This window comes from Pseudoalteromonas sp. S1608, from assembly GCF_005887265.1.
Lineage (GTDB): Bacteria > Pseudomonadota > Gammaproteobacteria > Enterobacterales > Alteromonadaceae > Pseudoalteromonas > Pseudoalteromonas undina.
Map to the genome: position 1 here is coordinate 186,825 of NZ_PNDK01000014.1, position 17,014 is coordinate 203,838.

17 protein-coding genes are annotated in these 17,014 nt (G+C 39.1%); 5 read left to right on the forward strand and 12 right to left on the reverse strand.

The window, feature by feature from the left end:
• Window positions 1-69: 69 nt before the first annotated feature.
• From CWB75_RS07095 to CWB75_RS07125, 7 genes are all read right to left on the reverse strand, one after another.
• Window positions 70-774 (reverse strand): TorF family putative porin, encoded by a 705-nt coding sequence (locus CWB75_RS07095; protein WP_138570252.1) that lies wholly within the window; start codon window positions 772-774, stop codon window positions 70-72.
• Window positions 775-782: 8 nt separating this feature from the next.
• Window positions 783-2,000, reverse strand: coding sequence for a BCCT family transporter (locus CWB75_RS07100; RefSeq protein ID WP_010388954.1), 1,218 nt, complete (start codon window positions 1,998-2,000; stop codon window positions 783-785).
• A gap of 166 nt (window positions 2,001-2,166) precedes the next feature.
• Window positions 2,167-3,834 (reverse strand): choline dehydrogenase, encoded by a 1,668-nt coding sequence (gene betA, locus CWB75_RS07105; RefSeq protein WP_138570253.1) that lies wholly within the window; start codon window positions 3,832-3,834, stop codon window positions 2,167-2,169.
• Between the two features lie 9 nt (window positions 3,835-3,843).
• Window positions 3,844-5,307 (reverse strand): betaine-aldehyde dehydrogenase, encoded by a 1,464-nt coding sequence (gene betB / locus CWB75_RS07110; protein ID WP_138570254.1) that lies wholly within the window; start codon window positions 5,305-5,307, stop codon window positions 3,844-3,846.
• Window position 5,308: 1 nt separating this feature from the next.
• Entirely contained in the window at window positions 5,309-5,884 is a 576-nt protein-coding gene (betI, locus tag CWB75_RS07115; protein WP_081374111.1) for a transcriptional regulator BetI, read from the reverse strand.
• Between the two features lie 439 nt (window positions 5,885-6,323).
• Window positions 6,324-6,626, reverse strand: coding sequence for a hypothetical protein (locus tag CWB75_RS07120; protein WP_054201207.1), 303 nt, complete (start codon window positions 6,624-6,626; stop codon window positions 6,324-6,326).
• A complete protein-coding gene (locus tag CWB75_RS07125; protein WP_010388948.1) occupies window positions 6,626-6,883 on the reverse strand; it encodes a DUF3081 domain-containing protein in 258 nt (85 codons plus the stop codon). The genes CWB75_RS07120 and CWB75_RS07125 overlap by 1 nt, the downstream gene beginning before the upstream one ends.
• Window positions 6,884-7,028: 145 nt before the next feature.
• Here CWB75_RS07125 and CWB75_RS07130 point away from each other — a divergent pair, with 145 nt between their 5' ends.
• Window positions 7,029-8,309, forward strand: coding sequence for a flavohemoglobin expression-modulating QEGLA motif protein (locus CWB75_RS07130; RefSeq protein WP_075170231.1), 1,281 nt, complete (start codon window positions 7,029-7,031; stop codon window positions 8,307-8,309).
• Between the two features lie 72 nt (window positions 8,310-8,381).
• On the opposite strand, the gene CWB75_RS07135 is transcribed toward CWB75_RS07130, so the two are convergent.
• The 4 genes from CWB75_RS07135 to CWB75_RS07150 all read right to left on the reverse strand — a co-directional run bounded on the left by CWB75_RS07135 (window position 8,382) and on the right by CWB75_RS07150 (window position 12,997).
• The gene (locus CWB75_RS07135) at window positions 8,382-9,185 is read right to left on the reverse strand and encodes a DUF1338 domain-containing protein (protein WP_010388946.1); all 804 of its coding nucleotides are present in this window, start codon (window positions 9,183-9,185) and stop codon (window positions 8,382-8,384) included.
• 27 nt (window positions 9,186-9,212) lie between these two features.
• Window positions 9,213-10,679 (reverse strand): succinylglutamate-semialdehyde dehydrogenase, encoded by a 1,467-nt coding sequence (gene astD / locus CWB75_RS07140; RefSeq protein ID WP_010388945.1) that lies wholly within the window; start codon window positions 10,677-10,679, stop codon window positions 9,213-9,215.
• 8 nt (window positions 10,680-10,687) lie between these two features.
• Complete coding sequence (gene astA / locus CWB75_RS07145; RefSeq protein WP_010388944.1) at window positions 10,688-11,722, reverse strand: arginine N-succinyltransferase; 1,035 nt, start codon at window positions 11,720-11,722, stop codon at window positions 10,688-10,690.
• Window positions 11,723-11,791: 69 nt separating this feature from the next.
• Complete coding sequence (locus CWB75_RS07150) at window positions 11,792-12,997, reverse strand: aspartate aminotransferase family protein (RefSeq protein WP_138570255.1); 1,206 nt, start codon at window positions 12,995-12,997, stop codon at window positions 11,792-11,794.
• A 175-nt stretch (window positions 12,998-13,172) separates the two neighbouring features.
• Here CWB75_RS07150 and CWB75_RS07155 point away from each other — a divergent pair, with 175 nt between their 5' ends.
• The 3 genes from CWB75_RS07155 (at window position 13,173) to CWB75_RS07165 (ending at window position 15,404) form a co-directional block, all read left to right on the forward strand.
• Window positions 13,173-13,601 (forward strand): Lrp/AsnC family transcriptional regulator, encoded by a 429-nt coding sequence (locus CWB75_RS07155; RefSeq protein WP_010388942.1) that lies wholly within the window; start codon window positions 13,173-13,175, stop codon window positions 13,599-13,601.
• 256 nt (window positions 13,602-13,857) lie between these two features.
• Window positions 13,858-14,235, forward strand: coding sequence for a hypothetical protein (locus tag CWB75_RS07160; RefSeq protein WP_010388941.1), 378 nt, complete (start codon window positions 13,858-13,860; stop codon window positions 14,233-14,235).
• A 143-nt stretch (window positions 14,236-14,378) separates the two neighbouring features.
• Window positions 14,379-15,404, forward strand: coding sequence for a GGDEF domain-containing protein (locus CWB75_RS07165; protein WP_138570256.1), 1,026 nt, complete (start codon window positions 14,379-14,381; stop codon window positions 15,402-15,404).
• A gap of 1 nt (window position 15,405) precedes the next feature.
• On the opposite strand, the gene CWB75_RS07170 is transcribed toward CWB75_RS07165, so the two are convergent.
• A complete protein-coding gene (locus CWB75_RS07170) occupies window positions 15,406-16,329 on the reverse strand; it encodes a hypothetical protein (RefSeq protein WP_010388938.1) in 924 nt (307 codons plus the stop codon).
• A 377-nt stretch (window positions 16,330-16,706) separates the two neighbouring features.
• On the opposite strand from CWB75_RS07170, the gene CWB75_RS07175 reads away from it, so the two are divergent.
• Complete coding sequence (locus tag CWB75_RS07175) at window positions 16,707-17,009, forward strand: isoamylase early set domain-containing protein (protein WP_010388937.1); 303 nt, start codon at window positions 16,707-16,709, stop codon at window positions 17,007-17,009.
• Window positions 17,010-17,014 lie beyond the last annotated feature (5 nt).

Consider the following 17,014-nt stretch of genomic DNA (forward strand, 5'->3'; position numbering starts at 1 on the left):
GATTTTGTTAGGCAATAAAAAACACGCTACTGGGTAGCGTGTTTTTTTATAGAAAGCAAAAGCTAACTATTACAAGTCAAAAGTACGTGAGATAGCGAGTACAATTCGCTCATCTGCGTAATCGTAGTCCAAGCTGGTATTCTCAGCAGCTACTTCAATACCAAACCCTTCATAGCTTGTTTGGTACGCTAAGCGGTAATGGTGATACGATTTGTCGCCCTTAGCTTCATCCCACTGAAATTTGTTGCCATCGAGTGAGTTTGAAATATCAAAGCTGGCACGAATTGCATGATTTGGTGCAATCTCGAAAGTGTGCGCAATCATCGAAATCACATGGCCTGTATCGTAGCCAAAGTAATCCCAGCTGTACCAAAAGTTAAGCTCTGTTTGACCGTAGTCACTGGCGTAACCAAATTTAGTATACGCTTCTGCGTAGTTACCATCGCTGTTATTACCTTGGTAAGTGTAATAAGCAATACCGTAATCAAGGCTCACTTGTTGGTTTAACTGAATATATCGGCCTACATAAGCATCTAGTTCGAAGTCGGTATCATCACCAAAATCTACGTTTGATGCCCATACACCGGCATAAACACCGTTATCGTACGCATAGTCAAGACTTGCTTGTAGCGCTGGATCGTTATCTGTTTGAGTAACACCATTAAAGGTGTAATCAGATGCAGCAGTAATTGTTGTTGACCAGTTAGCTGCTGCTGTTGTTGATAAAACAGTTAATGGTAAAGCGATAAAAAGTTGTTTTAATTTATTGTTCATGTGATTTCCTAGCTGATAGTTTCTATTTTTGTGTAATCAATTTTATTCGCTTTAGGCGATCCTTCGATATTGCTGACTGTTTTAAGTTTGCTGTAGGCAATAAAACCAATGCAAATAAAGAATAACCCTATAACTAAAGCACCAACCCATTGAATTTGCAAAAACTCAAGTTTAAATAACAGTGTTAATAATGATAAAGCGACGACATTCATGGCAATATACTTAAATTTACCAAAGCGTTTTACAGTTAAGTTTAAATTATCTGTGTATAGACGGATCAGTGAATCAAGCGAGTTAATAACAAACACAATACCTACAAACACCATGGCAAAGTTTTTAATGCCTGCAGTTGGAATGCCCGCTTCGTGGTAGTGATATAACACACTGAACCAGATAGCGATTGGTATTGACGGGAAAATTAACATAGCGCCGAGTACTTGGTATGTTTTTAAACCACCCACAAAACGTGATGTAAACTGGCCAATCATGATGCTCCACGCAAACCACCAAAATAGGTAAAACTCATGGTAATCATTCAGTGGTAATACAAACTCATTGATGTTGGCAAAGTAATTACCAATTAATCCAATGTTTTTAGTAAATGCAGAGAGTTCGCTATCGCCAAATAAGAAGGCATCAGCCCACATAAAACCAATTAACGCGATAAACAACCAAGTAGTAGCAATGCTTAAAAAGCGAACATATTTAATATCGGTGCTTGAATACACCGCAAAACAAATAGCGGCAAGCACGATTAAGTAAAACTCAGGAATAACATTTGAGCCGTCTCCGAGTTCAGGTAAATACCACGGTAGGTTGCTCAATAGTAAGTAAGCGGTAAACGCACAAGTACCAATGATGACCACGTTGTTTAAAAATTTAACCCATGGAATTTCAAAAAATTTTACTTTGGGTTCTATTACACAGAAATAAAAGCACGTAAGAAAATAAAATCCCCAAATTAAAAATCCCCAATAACCAAACTCAATAGAGAGAGGATTGGCAAATGCATATTCTGGGCTTGCTTTTATGTCTGCATAACCGGCAAATTCGGTTAAAGGAAACATAATGAGGCCAACGTCTAGGCCCGAGGTAAACAGGATTGCTATAAAGGTGAATGTTCTCACTGGTGTGACGCCTACTACGCGTACATTGCCCCATTTAATTAAAATAGCAACAATCGCAAGTAAGGTGAAAATAATGCCAGCATTAAGCCAAATAGTCATTATCGCCCTCCCAGAATGAATAAAAGTAACACATATATACTCCGTTTTTTATTGTGCTTGCATTAACACAGACATAACCTATTTATGCTTGTGAGCCACTGCAAGGCGCATAAAGGCACTCCTTAAAGCATTTTGCTTAAAAGAGTGGCCTTTATGGCAGGCTAAATTAAAGGGTTTTATTTCGTTGTGTAGTTTGCCAATTAGTGGCATTCACAACATCAACTCCTGTATGAGCTAAGGGCTTATTTCCTAAAATAATATCAGCGGCTTTTTCGGCCACCATAATGGTAGGCGCATTTAAATTACCGTTAGGTATTGTTGGAAAAATTGACGAGTCAACCACACGCAAGCTTTGCATGCCATGCACTTGAGTGTTTGAATTAACCACCGCCATGTCGTCTTCACCCATTTTACAAGAGCAAGAAGGGTGGTAAGCACTTTCTACAGCTTGGCGAACAAAGGCATCAATTTGCTCATCAGTTTGAACTTGTTGCCCTGGTTGAATTTCTTCACCACGGAAATTGTCAAAGGCAGGTTGTTCAATAATTTCACGGGTTAAACGAACGCACGCTCTAAAGCCTTCAATGTCGTCTTGATGCTCAAGATAATTAAACATAATTTTTGGTGGCTGTGTTGGATCAGCTGATGCAATAGTGACACTGCCTCGACTTTTAGGTTTGTTATGACCTACATGCACTTGAAAACCATGCCCTGCGAAAGCACTGCGTCCATCGTAACGCATAGCGGCCGGTAAAAAGTGATACTGTATGTCAGGCCATTCAACACCGGGTTTTGAGCGGATAAAGGCACATGATTCAAAATGATTAGTTGAGCCTAAACCTTTACGGGTAAGCAGCCATTTTGCACCAATCAAGCCTTTTGAAAACAAGCCTAATTTACCGTTTAAAGTAATGGGTTGTTTACACTTATATTGAAAGTAAAACTCGAGATGATCTTGCAAGTTTTGACCTACACCTGGTAAGTGATGCTTTACTTCAACGCCTGCTTTTTCAAGTGCTTGAGTATTACCAATACCTGAAAGCTGTAGTAGGTGTGGCGAACCAATAGAGCCCGCACTTAAAATAACCTCTTTACTTGCTTGCGCTGTTTTAACTGCGCCATTGAGTTTGTATTCAACACCGGTTGCTTTTTTACCGTCTAAAATAACGCGCTGAGCAAGTGCACCGGTAACGATTGTTAAGTTGCTACGATGCTTAATTGGGTCTAAGTACTCGCGAGAAGCAGAGCTACGCACACCGTTTTTAACAGTCATGTGCATAGGGCCAAAGCCTTCTTGTTGAGCACTATTGTAGTCATTTGTGGTTGAGTAACCAGCCTCTGCACCCGCTTCAATAAATGCAGTGTATAACGGGTTTTCCATGTTATTGCCGTTATTAACACCTAGCGGTCCTTTACCACCACGATGAGTATTTTCACCTAGGTAAAAGCTTTCTGCCTTTTTAAAATACGGTAAACACGCTTGGTAATCCCAGCCGTTAGCGCCGTGTTGTTGCCATTCGTCAAAATCTTTAGCATGGCCACGTACATACACCATGCCATTAATCGAAGATGAGCCGCCAAGGACTTTACCGCGAGGGCAATGCATTTCACGGTTATCTAAGTGTGGCTCTGGTTGCGTATGAAATTGCCACGCAAACTTATCGGTATTCATTGGAATAGACAATGCGGTAGGCATTTTTATAAAGATGCTTTTATCGCTGCCGCCGGTTTCAAGTAACAATACCTTGTTACTTGAATCTTCAGACAAGCGATTTGCTAACACACATCCAGCTGAGCCCGCGCCTACAATAATATAATCAAAAGAGTGGTTCATAATGATTCCTTAAAACGGGCTTTCTATGTCGGCCATACCAACATAAACAGACTTAGTTTGCGTGTAATGATCAAGTGTTTCTATACCATTTTCACGACCAATACCCGATTGCTTATAGCCACCCACTGGCATTTCTGCTGGCGAGTTACCGTAAGCATTAATCCAACAAATACCGGCTTGAAGTTGATGAATTACGCGATGAGCGCGTTTAATATCGCTAGTGAAAACGCCTGCAGCTAAACCTAAGTGAGTGCCGTTAGCACGTGCAATTACATCATCTTCATCATCAAATACTAAAACGCTCATTACTGGGCCAAAAATTTCTTCTTTAACGATGGTCATTTCATCGTTGCAATCAACAAACACTGTCGGCGCTACAAAATAGCCATCTGGTGCAGATGCTGGAGAAAGCGTTGAACCACCCGTTAATAATGTTGCACCTTCTTTAAGGCCTTTGTCGATGTAACTCATCACTAAATCTTGATGCTTCTTAGAAATAAGCGCGCCAAAGTTAGTATTTAAATCTTGCGGGTCACCGGCAATAATATTGTTTTCGGTACGTGTTTTAAGTTCATCAATAAATTGTTGATACACATTCTTGTGAACATAAATACGAGTGCAGTTCGTACAAATTTCACCTTGGGTATAAAAGTTACCTAGCATGGCAGCACTTACTGCTTGCTCAATGTTGGCGTCATCAAATACTAATAATGGCGATTTACCACCTAGTTCCATAGTCACATCTTTTAATGTGCCTGCAGCACTGGCGACTACTTTTTTACCGGTACCTACTTCACCAGTAAATGATACTTTTTCAATATCTTGATGTGCAGTAAGCCATTGGCCTACTTCACCGGCGCCTTGAACTACATTAAATACGCCAGCAGGGACGCCTGCTTCAATAAACACCTCGGCTAATTTAATTGCACCAAGCGGCGTTTCTTCAGACGGCTTAAAAATAAATGCATTACCCGCTGCGAGGGCTGGGCCTGATTTCCAACATGCAATTTGTAATGGGTAGTTCCATGCACCAATACCGGCACAAATACCTAAAGGCTCTTTGCGTGTGTAGTAAAAGTCATCGCCAACCATTTGTTGTTGACCAACTTGTGCAGGGGCAAGACCTGCAAAATATTCAATTACATCTGCGCCTGTTTCAACATCTACGCAGTTAGCTTCTTGCATTGGTTTACCAGTATCGAGCACTTCAACCAGTGCAAGATCATCATTGCGCTCGCGTAAAATAGCAACGGCGTTTAGTAAAATACGGCTGCGCTCAATAGGGGTCATCGCTGACCAAACTTTAAAGCCTTGTTTTGCACTTTCTATCGCTGCGTTTTGAACATGCTGGTCAGCGACTTCAACGGCATAAATTACCTGGCCGGTTGCAGGATTTACTACATCAAATGTTTCGCCGCTTTTATTTGCAAGGAATTGGCCGTTGATAAAGTTTTGATAGATAGGTGTAGTCACGTTAGGCTCCATATTGCTTGATAAGTGAATGCACGTAGTTTTTAGCTAGTGATTCACTGTGTTTAAACTGATTTTCGTCTGATTGGCTTAATACGGCACGAAGCCATAAGCCATCAATCATTGCTGCGGTTAATTCAGCCGCGAGGGTTGCTTGCGCTAAAGGCATTAATTGCTTAAATGAAACGGTTAAATTGCTTTGCAAGCGTTTACTGTTTACATTTTGTAAACGATGAAGTTCCTTATCGTGCATTGATTGCGCCCAAAAACTTAACCACGTCCGAGTGGTGTCTTTTCGTTGTTGTACTAGCGCAAAGTTTGATTCAACAATAAACATTAACCTTTGAGTTGCTGTGGTATTTTCATTAACCTTACTAATTAAGTCGTCTTTCAAGTTCGAGAGTAAGTAACGCACAGTTGCTTCAATTAGCCCCTGTTTCCCACCAAAGTAATGGCTAATTATGCCTGATGACATTCCAGCATTTTTACTAATACTATTGATCGTAGTCGCCTGTAATCCTTTTTGAGCAACTGACTCTATAGTCGCGTCAATTAGCTGCTGACGCCTTACAGGTTCCATTCCAACTTTAGGCATAATTTTTATTAATTGATCGTTCAATAAAGATAAGCTTAAGGTAATAGCTCTAACAATTCAAGGCTTGTGTAAATGGCAAGAGAGTAAAGTATGGATAAATAATTAACAAAATGAGTATGAAATGATGCAAAATTAACAACTCAAGACCTTGTTTAAAGTCTTTAAATAACAATGATTTGTATGTTTTATTGGTGTTGTTCTTTATAGTGTAATCAATTCTTTACGAGGTGAGTGAAACTTTTAGTGATTTATTTGTTAGTGCGATAACTATTAGAGTACTAATTGTATTTTTTACCAGCAGGGCATTTATATAAAGGTAAAGGGAATAGATATGTTGTTGCGATCAAAATCCGGTTTCAAAGAGAAATATGGGAGGTAAATTAAACAAATGTTAACGCGAAGTAGGAGAAAAATAAGGCGCTGTTTAGCTTTCAACAACACCTTTAAATAATAAGGGATAACGTCTTAAACGATTGCCAATATAGTCATCGGCCATAATCTGCTCACAAATTTCGTCGATGTTATCAGTCGCTTCAAACACCCAATCAAAACGTTCAATCGCGAGCAAAAAACCGCGCTTTAAGTGTGTTTGTTCGCGGTAATAAGCTAGATTATTTTTTATCAGTTGCAGCTTTTCAGGCTCAGCCTTTAATTGCGCAATAACTTGGTGAATAAACTGCAAATTGCGCGAACTAGTTGGTCTATTTCGTCTATTTGTTGGTCGCATTACTCTTCGTTAGCTATGTTGTAAAGTTTCTTCAAAAAATCGTCTTTGTGTTTGTCATGTTCGTAATCTAAATGGTAGGTATTATGAAATCCAAAGCGTAGTAACACGCCACTGCCTTGTAAGTAAACGGTATAGCCGTCAATATCAGAAAATGCAGTGACCCCCTGATAAAGTTTACCTTCTTCTGTGGTTTCACCACGTTGCTGGATACGTTCGTAAACCGCTAGAATCTGTTTGTTGTCGATTTCATTTTTCATTGTCTGCACCTTTATTTACTCTTTCATACGCTATAGATATGCGGGTCGATCATCATAAAAACAATAGTCAAGAATGTGTGATATTGCTTTGCTATTTTTAATTTATAAATTATGCTCAGAGCTCACTCTATGTTGAGCTTTTACCATGATAGACAAGGCGTTACTTTTAAAAACTCGTGACTTATCCGACCAACTCATTGCGCTGCAAACCCCAATTAGAATTCTCGATGCAATTAATTGGGATAAACAAACGAAAGAAGAGTTTTTTAGGCAAAAATGCCAAAAAAATCCTTTAATAGACCGTGCTTACTACCAACAGCGCGATTTAGGATTTGTGCCTAGTGAGTTGCGCCAAGCATTTTCAACACTGCACCGAAATATTATTAATCAGTTGGGGCAATTAAACCCAATAACTCAATATATGGGTAAAATGTGTAGCGAATATAAAACAGTGCTTAATATGCTAGAGTACCGAGGTACTGCCGAATTTCATGACTTGTCGGTAGAGCTTTTTGGGCATCCAAAAGACCTTTTTCATGCTGGTGAGCCATCGTTATCTGAGCTTGCTAATATGCTTGAGCAGCCATTAAAAAGTTTGCTTGATGCGAACATTTTGCCTGAAGATCCTAAAAATATTGATGCCAGTGATGCGGTGCGTATTTTGTCTGAGCAGGTCAATGCCAGTATGCAAGGGATTAATGTGGAAGTAATGCTTAGTGATGGAATTGTCAGTGATGCGGCAGCAGGAGCTAACAATATAAAGCTTAATCAAGATGTTAAGTTTTCTCAGCGCGAATTAGATATTTTAGAGGTGCACGAGGGCTGGATCCATGTAGGCACCACTCAAAATGGCTTAGCGCAACCTTATTTAACTTGTTTGAGTAAAGGCACGCCAAGCTCTACCGTTACCCAAGAAGGGCTTGCAGTACTGACCGAAATAATCACTCTTAAATCAACACCACGTCGCTTATCAAAATTAGTAAACCGTATTCAAGCGGTCACCAAAGTGATTGATGGTGCTGAGTTTGTAGATATATACCGAGATTATGTAGCACAAGGGTTATCAAAAGACGACAGCTACACCCTTGCACAGCGTGTATTTAGAGGTAGCACCGCAACCGGCTTACCGTTTACTAAAGACATTGCTTATATAAAAGGTTTTGTATTGGTTTATAACTTAATTCGGGTGGCGATACAGCTTGGCAGAATTGACCAATTACCGCTATTGCTGGTGGGTAAAATATCAATTGATGACTTTAGGTTAATATCGCAACTACATGATTTAGGTGTGATTGAAAACCCACAATTTGTGCCGCCTCATTTTAAAGATTTAAGAGGACTTGCTACGTGGCTGAGCTTTGGTCGTTTTATTGGTAATTTGTCATTTGAACAATTAGAAAACGACTACAAGCCGTTGTTTTTATGATTTATAAGTGAGCTTTTTCTCAGAAACAAAAAAAGCCCAAAAATGGGCTTTTTTTAATTTAGCACAACACAGTTAACGTGCGTTGGTGCTCTCGAAAATTTTATCTGCAGAGGCTGCAACAAATCCAGTGTAAATTTCACCATCAGGTTTTGGATAACGAATAGCAAACTCGTAAAAACAGCTAGGAATGCGCATATCGCCATCGCTAAAGGTCACAGCGTATTCATCAGCTAATGTTGATGATTGCTCTAATAGCACTTCTGGTGAGCCTTTTACTTCGCCTCCTGAGGTATTAAGTGCAAAACCGGCATCTTTAAGAGCTTGGTTTACATCATGGATGTTATCAAATTTAGCTAAGGTATTAATGTTCACAGTAAAATGATTTGCACGGTAACCCCACGCAGACATCCACGCTGCATATTCGCTCTCAGCTAATAACTTTTTGTAAGTATCAGTGCTTACTTGCCAATGTGTGCCTGAATATAAAAAATTATCGGCAGTCACAGCGCTTTCGTCAATTTGTGCCACCATATCCGTAACGATTGCTTGTAGCTCAGGCGAACATTTTTCAACTAATAATTCAGAAATAAACACTTTAGGCTGTGTCGGATCGCTATGCTCATAATGCTTGGCGTAGAGTTTTTTTGCTTCAAAGTGATATTCACCACATTCTTTATAACCAATAGCTAAAAAGTGCGCAGCTAGTTTTTCAAGGCCTACTTTTTCTATGTTAAAAGTACGCAGTGCAATATGGTCGTTAATAATGTCGTCTTTTTGCGTTGAGCCTAATAAGTCATGAATTTTATCAGCTGATGGCGTTACTGTTAGGTAGTTTTGCCATAAGTTATCAAATAATGTGTTTACATCAGTATGCATGGTAAATCCTTAAATTTTCTAAAATTGTTATTCAATAATTAAGCCCGGCGCGAGGGTTTGCGGTAAGTTAACTTTTTCTGACTCTACTGAGGCCACTGGGTATGCGCAGTAATCAGCAGCATAGTATGCACTAGCTCTGTGGTTACCACTGGCACCTATGCCACCAAATGGCGCTGCGCTTGATGCGCCTGTAATAGGGCGGTTCCAGTTAACAATACCGGCACGAATACGTTTTAAAAAGTGGCTGTAATCATCTTCGCTGTCTGCAAGTAAACCTGCAGATAAACCAAAGCTGGTGTTATTCGCCTCTGCTATAGCGCTATCAAAGTCAGTGTAACGATATACTTTAATTAGCGGGCCAAAGTGTTCTTCATCGGCGATTTCATCGATTTTAGTGACATCAATAATACCTGGGCTGACAAAGCCAGTGCCTGGTTTTAATTGTTTAAGCTCAACGAGTACCTCAGCACCTTGTTTAACTAGGTCAGCTTGCGCTGCAACCATGCCTAAGGCGGCTTTTTCACTGATCATGGCACCCATAAATGGTTGATCGTCAGCAAAGCTATCATCTACAAGGATATTTTTGGTTGCGCTGATCAGCTTTTCTAAAATAGCATCGCCATTGGCTGATTTTTCAATAAATAATCGACGTGCACAAGTACAACGCTGACCCGAAGTAATAAAGCCCGATTGAATAATATCGTGAACGGCGGCGCTCACATCAGCAACATCTTTAACCACTAGCGGGTTATTACCGCCCATTTCAAGCGCTAAGATTTTACCTGGATGGCCTGCAAATTGTTTATGTAATAAATGCCCTGTGTTCGAGCTACCAGTAAAAAATAAGCCATCGATATCTTGATGTGAAGCAAGTGCTTTACCTGTTTCTAGTTCACCTTGAACAAGGTTTATAACCCCAGCAGGTAAGCCTGCTTTTAGCCACAGCTCTAAAGTAAACTGTGCTACGTGAGGAGTTAGTTCTGATGGTTTAAACACCACGGTATTACCCGCTAATATAGCAGGGACTATATGACCGTTTGGTAAATGCCCAGGGAAATTATATGGGCCAAAAATAGCCACTACACCATGTGGTTTGTGGCGAATAAAGGCTTTTGCGCCAGGCATTGGGTTTTCGGTTGTGCCAGTTCGCTCATTGTAAGCACGGATAGCAATAGCAACTTTGCCTGTCATCGCACCGACTTCTGTGCGCGTTTCCCATAGTGGTTTACCTGTTTCACGAGCAATAATGCTAGCAAATTCTTCGCTGTGTTCCTTTAATTGGGCAACGAAGTTTTCTAAAATGGTAATACGTTGTTCAATTGGCATATCTGCCCATTGAATTTGCGCGGCTCTTGCCGCTTCAATAGCACTGCTAACTTGTTCGGGGCTGGCACCATTACCTTGCCAAACAACTTCGCCATTGCTTGGATTAACAGAATTAAAAGCAGGGCCTTGGCCTGCGTGCCATTGGTTATTAATTAGTTGTGTGTTCATAAATAGTGTTACAGGCGGAAAAATCGCGCTGCATCTCCTTGATTTAAATGAAGTGCATCAGCTACTTCTTGGCTGATAACTAAGGTGTGCTTTGCTTGATTATAATGAGCGTGTTTAGTGAACGTGGCTCTAAAGTCGCTAACCCCTTGATTACAAATAGCAAGGGTATCTGAGCTTTGCTCATTAATATGTTCAAGTTCACCAATGGTAATTGGGCACACTTGTGAATCACGAATACTGCGAATATTACCGAGCTTTGCCTCTACCGTGGGACCTGCGTCAAATAAATCAACGTAGCCACGATGTTCAAACCCTTCTTTTTCAAGCAACTTAAGTGCAGGCTTGGTTTTATCATGAACATGACCAATCACCGCTTGTGCTTTTTTACTTAGCAAGTTTACATAGATAGGGTATTTAGGCATAAGCTCGCTAATAAATACTTTATCGCCTAAACCAACTAAGTGATCAGCTTGTGGAAATTCAATACTAAAAAAGTGTTCTTGTAACCATTGCCAAAATGGAGAGTGCCCCTGTTCATCACTCACGCCACGCATTTCAGCAATTACAGTGTCGGCAAAGCGTTCACTATGTTGTGCCATAAATAAAAAGCGTGAACGTGATAAAAACCGCCCTGTTAAGCCTTTTCTGCTGTCTTCACGTAAAAATAAAGTACATATTTCTGAGCAGCCTGTGTAGTCATTACACATACTTAAAATATCAACGGTATTGTAAACGTTTAAGGTGGGTGAATGATGGACAGTTTTACCTAAATGGTAGTGATACAAAGGCACAGACAAACCGACGGCCGCTTCTATGGCGGTAGTACCAATTACTTTGCCAGTGTCACTGTCTTCTAAAACAAATAAATAGCTTTCATCGATAGGCTTATTTACATTTTTAGTAAAGCTGTTTTGTGCACGGTCTATTTTTTCTTGTAGTTGTCCATCATCGACAGGTAAAGAGGTAAAACCATGGCCTGATTCAATGGCAATCTCTTTTAGTGCTGCAAAATCATTGACAGTAATAGGACGTAATACTTGCATTAACTACTTGCTCCAATAAAGCCCTGAGGTAAACATTTATCTCAGGGCTTTATATGTTTTACTTAGTGATTAACCGTTTACAACTTCGCTTACTGCTTTTTCAAAGCGAGCTAAGCCTTCCTTAATATCCTCAAATGGGATCACTAATGAAGGTGTAAAGCGGATAACGTTCATTCCGGCTACTAAATTCATTAAACCGTTATTAGCACTTGCAACTAAGAAGTCGCGAGCACGGCCTTCAAATTTTTCATTTAATGCAGCACCAATAAGTAAGCCTTTACCACGGATTTCACTAAATACATGGTATTTTTCGTTAATGGCATTTAGACCATCACGGAACATTTGTTCACGTTCTTTTACGCCATTTAAAACCGCAGGGGTATTTACTGTATCAAATGCAGCTTCTGCAACAGCACATGCCAATGGGTTACCACCGTAGGTAGAACCATGAGTCCCTATTTTTAGGTGTGCTGCAATGTCAGTAGTCGTGATCATAGCGCCAATTGGGAAACCGCCACCTAATGCTTTAGCCGTGGTTAAAATGTCAGGAACAACATCTAGGCCTTCGTATGCGTATAAGTGACCTGTACGGCCAACGCCGGTTTGCACTTCATCAAAAATAAGCAGTGCGTTGTGTTTAGTACACAGCTCACGTACTTTTTGTGCAAACTCATTGGTTGGTGGCACAATACCGCCTTCACCTTGTAATGGCTCCATCATTACTGCACAGGTATCATCGCCAATTAAGGCTTCAAAGGCAGCAATATCATTGTAGTCACAATGAACAATATCAGCAGGCTTTGGCCCAAAACCATCAGAATAAGCGGCTTGGCCACCTACAGTTACAGTGAAGAAAGTACGGCCATGAAAGCCTTTATTAAAAGCGATGATCTTAGACTTTTCAGCACCAAATTTGTCCAAGGCAAAGCGACGCGCTAACTTTAAAGCCGCTTCGTTTGCTTCAGCTCCTGAGTTTGCAAAGTAAACTTTTTCTGCAAAGGTAGCATCAACCATTTTCTTAGCTAAGCGAAGTGCTGGCTCATTGGTCATTACATTTGCTAAGTGCCAAATTTTTTCGCCTTGCTCTTTTAGTGCGCCCACTAATGCAGGGTGACAATGACCTAAACAATTAACCGCAATACCACCGGCAAAATCGATAAATTCGTTGTTATTTTGATCCCACACGCGTGAGCCTTCACCACGAACGGGAATAACTGCAGATGGGTTGTAATTAGGGACCATTACGTCGTTAAATAAATCTCTGGTTACTTGCATTTTTACACCTAAATTAATCACATAAAAAACGTTGCTGAAAACAGGCTTATTCAGCAATACAATGCGTTCATACTTATTAAAAATGTCATTATCAAAGGTTATGGATTAAATTTGCAGTGCTATTTTGTGAAAAATGATTAGAATAATAGTCAAAATAACGAACCTTATTAGCATTATGATAACTCCCCAAGATAAAAAGCTACTATCAGTATTAAAAACGAACGCTAGAGCAAGTATTTCTGACCTTGCAAGGCATTTAAATTTATCCCGCTCAACAGTGCAAAGTCGCATGCTTAAGTTGGAGCAAAGTGGGGTTATTAAAGGGTATAACGTTGACTTTGGAGATGATTTTTTAAATAGCTTAGTTTCTGCACATGTCTCAATAAAGGTCAAACAAAAGCTAACGACTAAAACCAACGTAGAGTTAAAACAAATAGATGCCATATCTCAGTTGTATGCAATTAGCGGTGAGTTTGATTTAATTGCCATTGTCGAAGCTCAAAACCTCGAGCAGTTAAGCCACTTATTAGACGATATAGGTAATTTAGATGGGGTAGAGCGCACTCGTTCATCGGTAATTTTAGAAACCAAATTTAAGCGTTAATTAGATTTATTTCTAACCATTCAGTGAGTATTAATTATTTGCATTTAGGCTCACTTAATTGTAATCTCCTCGTTATTAGAAACAAGGATTGTTTTTGACCAAATCAATAGGCTTTTCGCCCCTGCATTTGCCACAATCCTCCAATACTAAACAAACCTGATAAGTATAGTTATTACATGCAAGAACACTAGTTGATTACAATGTGAGAAACAGGACGTTTTGGCAAAACAGCTCAAAAACATTACAAGGAAATGTTATGAAATACACAACACTAGCTGCTGCAGCCCTATTAATAATAGGTGGCTCATATTTAAGTGCAAAGGCCACTTTATTTGACTCAAGCGATAACATAACGGTTGAAACTTACAGCGACATATTTTTCAAACTAGAATCCTCACCCGTCAATATTGATGAGATTATTACTGGCGCGAGTCAGTTTGCCAATAGCTTATGTGATGAAAGTATTTATCAAGAAGTTATTGGTGAGTCAGTAAACTCATGTAAGCAAAAATTCAAACAATCACAAGCGCAATGTGCTGACTTTATTACAAAAAATAGTCAGGCTATGTACACTGATAAGGTTGCCATAACGCTCGTATCTGAAAAGTTTATAAATTGCATGACGAATAGCTAAGTTATATTTTGTTCAAAGTTCACCCAAAGCTCCCTATTAGACTGGGTGACATTGGTATTTCAATATTTTAATTAGCATATTATACCCTGTGGTCTATGCTGAATTTATGAGTTGTTAATGCCCAGTTTGCTTTAGGGAGTACAATGCAAGAAAATTTACTAAACTCAGTTATCAAAATAACAAAAAACAGAGACGTAGACTCACTTGAATACAGCTTGATATCGACCATCCAAGAGTTTATTGGGTGTAAAGAAGTTTCAGTTTATAAAGACATAGAAGTTCAGGGTCAACTTACCATTGAACAAAGCCTTTGTTTGAAAGTGACTGGTGAAAAGCAATTTGAGTGGGTACAACGACAAATTGTTGCACACCCCGAGGATGAGCTTTTATCCTGCTTACGTTCTGCTTGCATTATCACGGTGCAATCAACAGATGGCATCGAACGCCGTTGGTTACCCATTACCCGCCAAGAGAAAACAGTCGCCGCAATTTCTGTGGTTTCAAACAGCCTAGATAGTCCAGCCCAGGTGATGTTAAATGCTTTTTGTCGTATTTTTGAAAATTATTTAGTGATTCTTCATGAAAACGAAAGAGATAAATTAACAGGACTATTAAATAGACAAACTTTTGAGAAAAAAATAAAACAACTGATTGAAAAACAAGTATTAAAAGTCCACAGTTCATCTCGAGATGAGGGTAAAAGGCAACAAAAATACGCATCTACATCTTGGTTAGCTATTTTAGATATTGATCATTTTAAAAATATAAACGACAAGTATGGTCATATTTGCGGTGATGAAGTACTGCTGATATTAGCGCAAAAAATGCGTCACTTTTTTCGTTCAACCGATTTAATTTTTCGCTTTGGTGGTGAAGAATTTGTGATTGTTTTTGAGCCCATTGATGCAGATTCCATATGTAATAAAATGGCAGAATTTTTACAACTCGTCAGAAATACTTCGTTTCCTTTTGTTGAAAACATGACGATCAGTGCTGGTTTAGCACGTATTAGCCCTTATGATTTCCCAATCACTGTAATAGAAAGCGCCGACAAAGCACTGTATTACGCTAAAAATAATGGCCGAGATAAGTTTTGTGTATACGAAGATTTAATCGCTGAACAGCTAATCAACGTACAAGAAAACGATTCAGAAATAGATTTATTTTAACCTACTGGGCTTGTGCGTGGCTTCGCTGTACCTTTACCTTAGTAACTTGATCGAGCTTTAAAAAATAAACATTACCGCCAATGCCTTTAAATTCCTCATCGGTAAAGGCAATTGTATTATCATCATAAAACGTGATCGCTTCTTTTTGGGTCACAATACCAAGATCAATTTTAGACACATCACCAGAGAAAAACTTATCCCCTTTAAAATTTTCAAACAGCCAAATGCTGGTTGAGTCTAGTAGCGCAAGTTTTTTTCTATCTGGGCTAAGTGCTGCAGAGGTGATCCAGCATAACTTTTCCATGGTGGTGCAGGTTCTAAATGAGTCAATTAGCTGGGCGTCAAAATTTGCTGCATGATCGCCTACTTTGTAAACATTGGTAATACCATCAAAGGGTTCAGTTCGGTTTTTAGTAAATAAATATAAGTGCCGGCCAAAAGCGACAAAAGCTTCTAAGTCATAATTGCGTTGATCAGGTTGTATTGGACTGCCGTCTAATTCTGGGTAGGTAAATTTAATTATCTCGGCTTCAGTGGTATTTGTTTTAATATCAATCGGGTTTTCTATTTTATAAATGGTTAGCCACTTACGTTCATTTTTATTATTACCAAAGTCACCCAAGAAAAAATGACCAAAGTTATTTTGTGTCATGTCCTCCCAATCAATGTTTTTTGCGTTGCTGACTAAAATTTCTTTAGCGATAGAGCCATCGTCATTGAGTCTATATAGCTTAGGTTCGTCGCCACTGTCATTAATAGCCCAAAGACGTTTATATTTATCAAACTCAATGCCGGAAATTTCTTTTAACTTTGGGTCTACAGAGACAAGCTTTTTACTATATAGTGTATAAATTGAACTACCCACAACAGCAATGGTAGTGAGAAAAACAATAACAGAGGTAATAAGAATGCTTTTTTTAATCATAGTTTTTAAATATTTATCGGCATTGGCTAGGTAGATAATTATTATCGCTGATGATGTGGTTAAGCTAAAGGTTTTTTAACCTCAATGCGGTAATAAAAAACGATTATGTGTGAATTGTTGTAAAAGAAATTTAATCGGGTGTAGTTGGTTTAAAAATTGCTCAGTTAAAGAGCTTACCTAAAAACCTGTTTAAAATGGTTGAAAACTGCACCAACCTAGTGCGGTAAAATAAATAACGCACTGTAATAATGCGTAAATAAAGTTTTGTTTAACTTTAAGCTTGTTTTTATGTGAATGAATGGATTCCACATCGCCTATTTAAGCTGTTTGGCCTGTGGCAAAGATGAATAACCCTTACGGTTTAGTTGGAGCCTATTATGTTGAATAAACGCTTTTTTAAGACAAAAAACGAAGCAGAAGTCACGTTTGAATTTTCTCATCCTGATGCTGATGATGTCTGTTTACTTGGGGAGTTTAATGATTGGCAGCCAGTGCCAATGAAACTGAATAAAAAGTTGGGTGTGTTTAAGTGTAAACAGCGTTTGCCTGTTGATAAAGAGTTTCACTTTCGTTATTTGATTAATGGTAAGCAGTGGGATAACGACCATCAGGCTGATGGTTATCGGGCTAATAATTTTGGTTCAGAGAACAGTATAGTAAATACACAACGCATTAATTAAGGTTG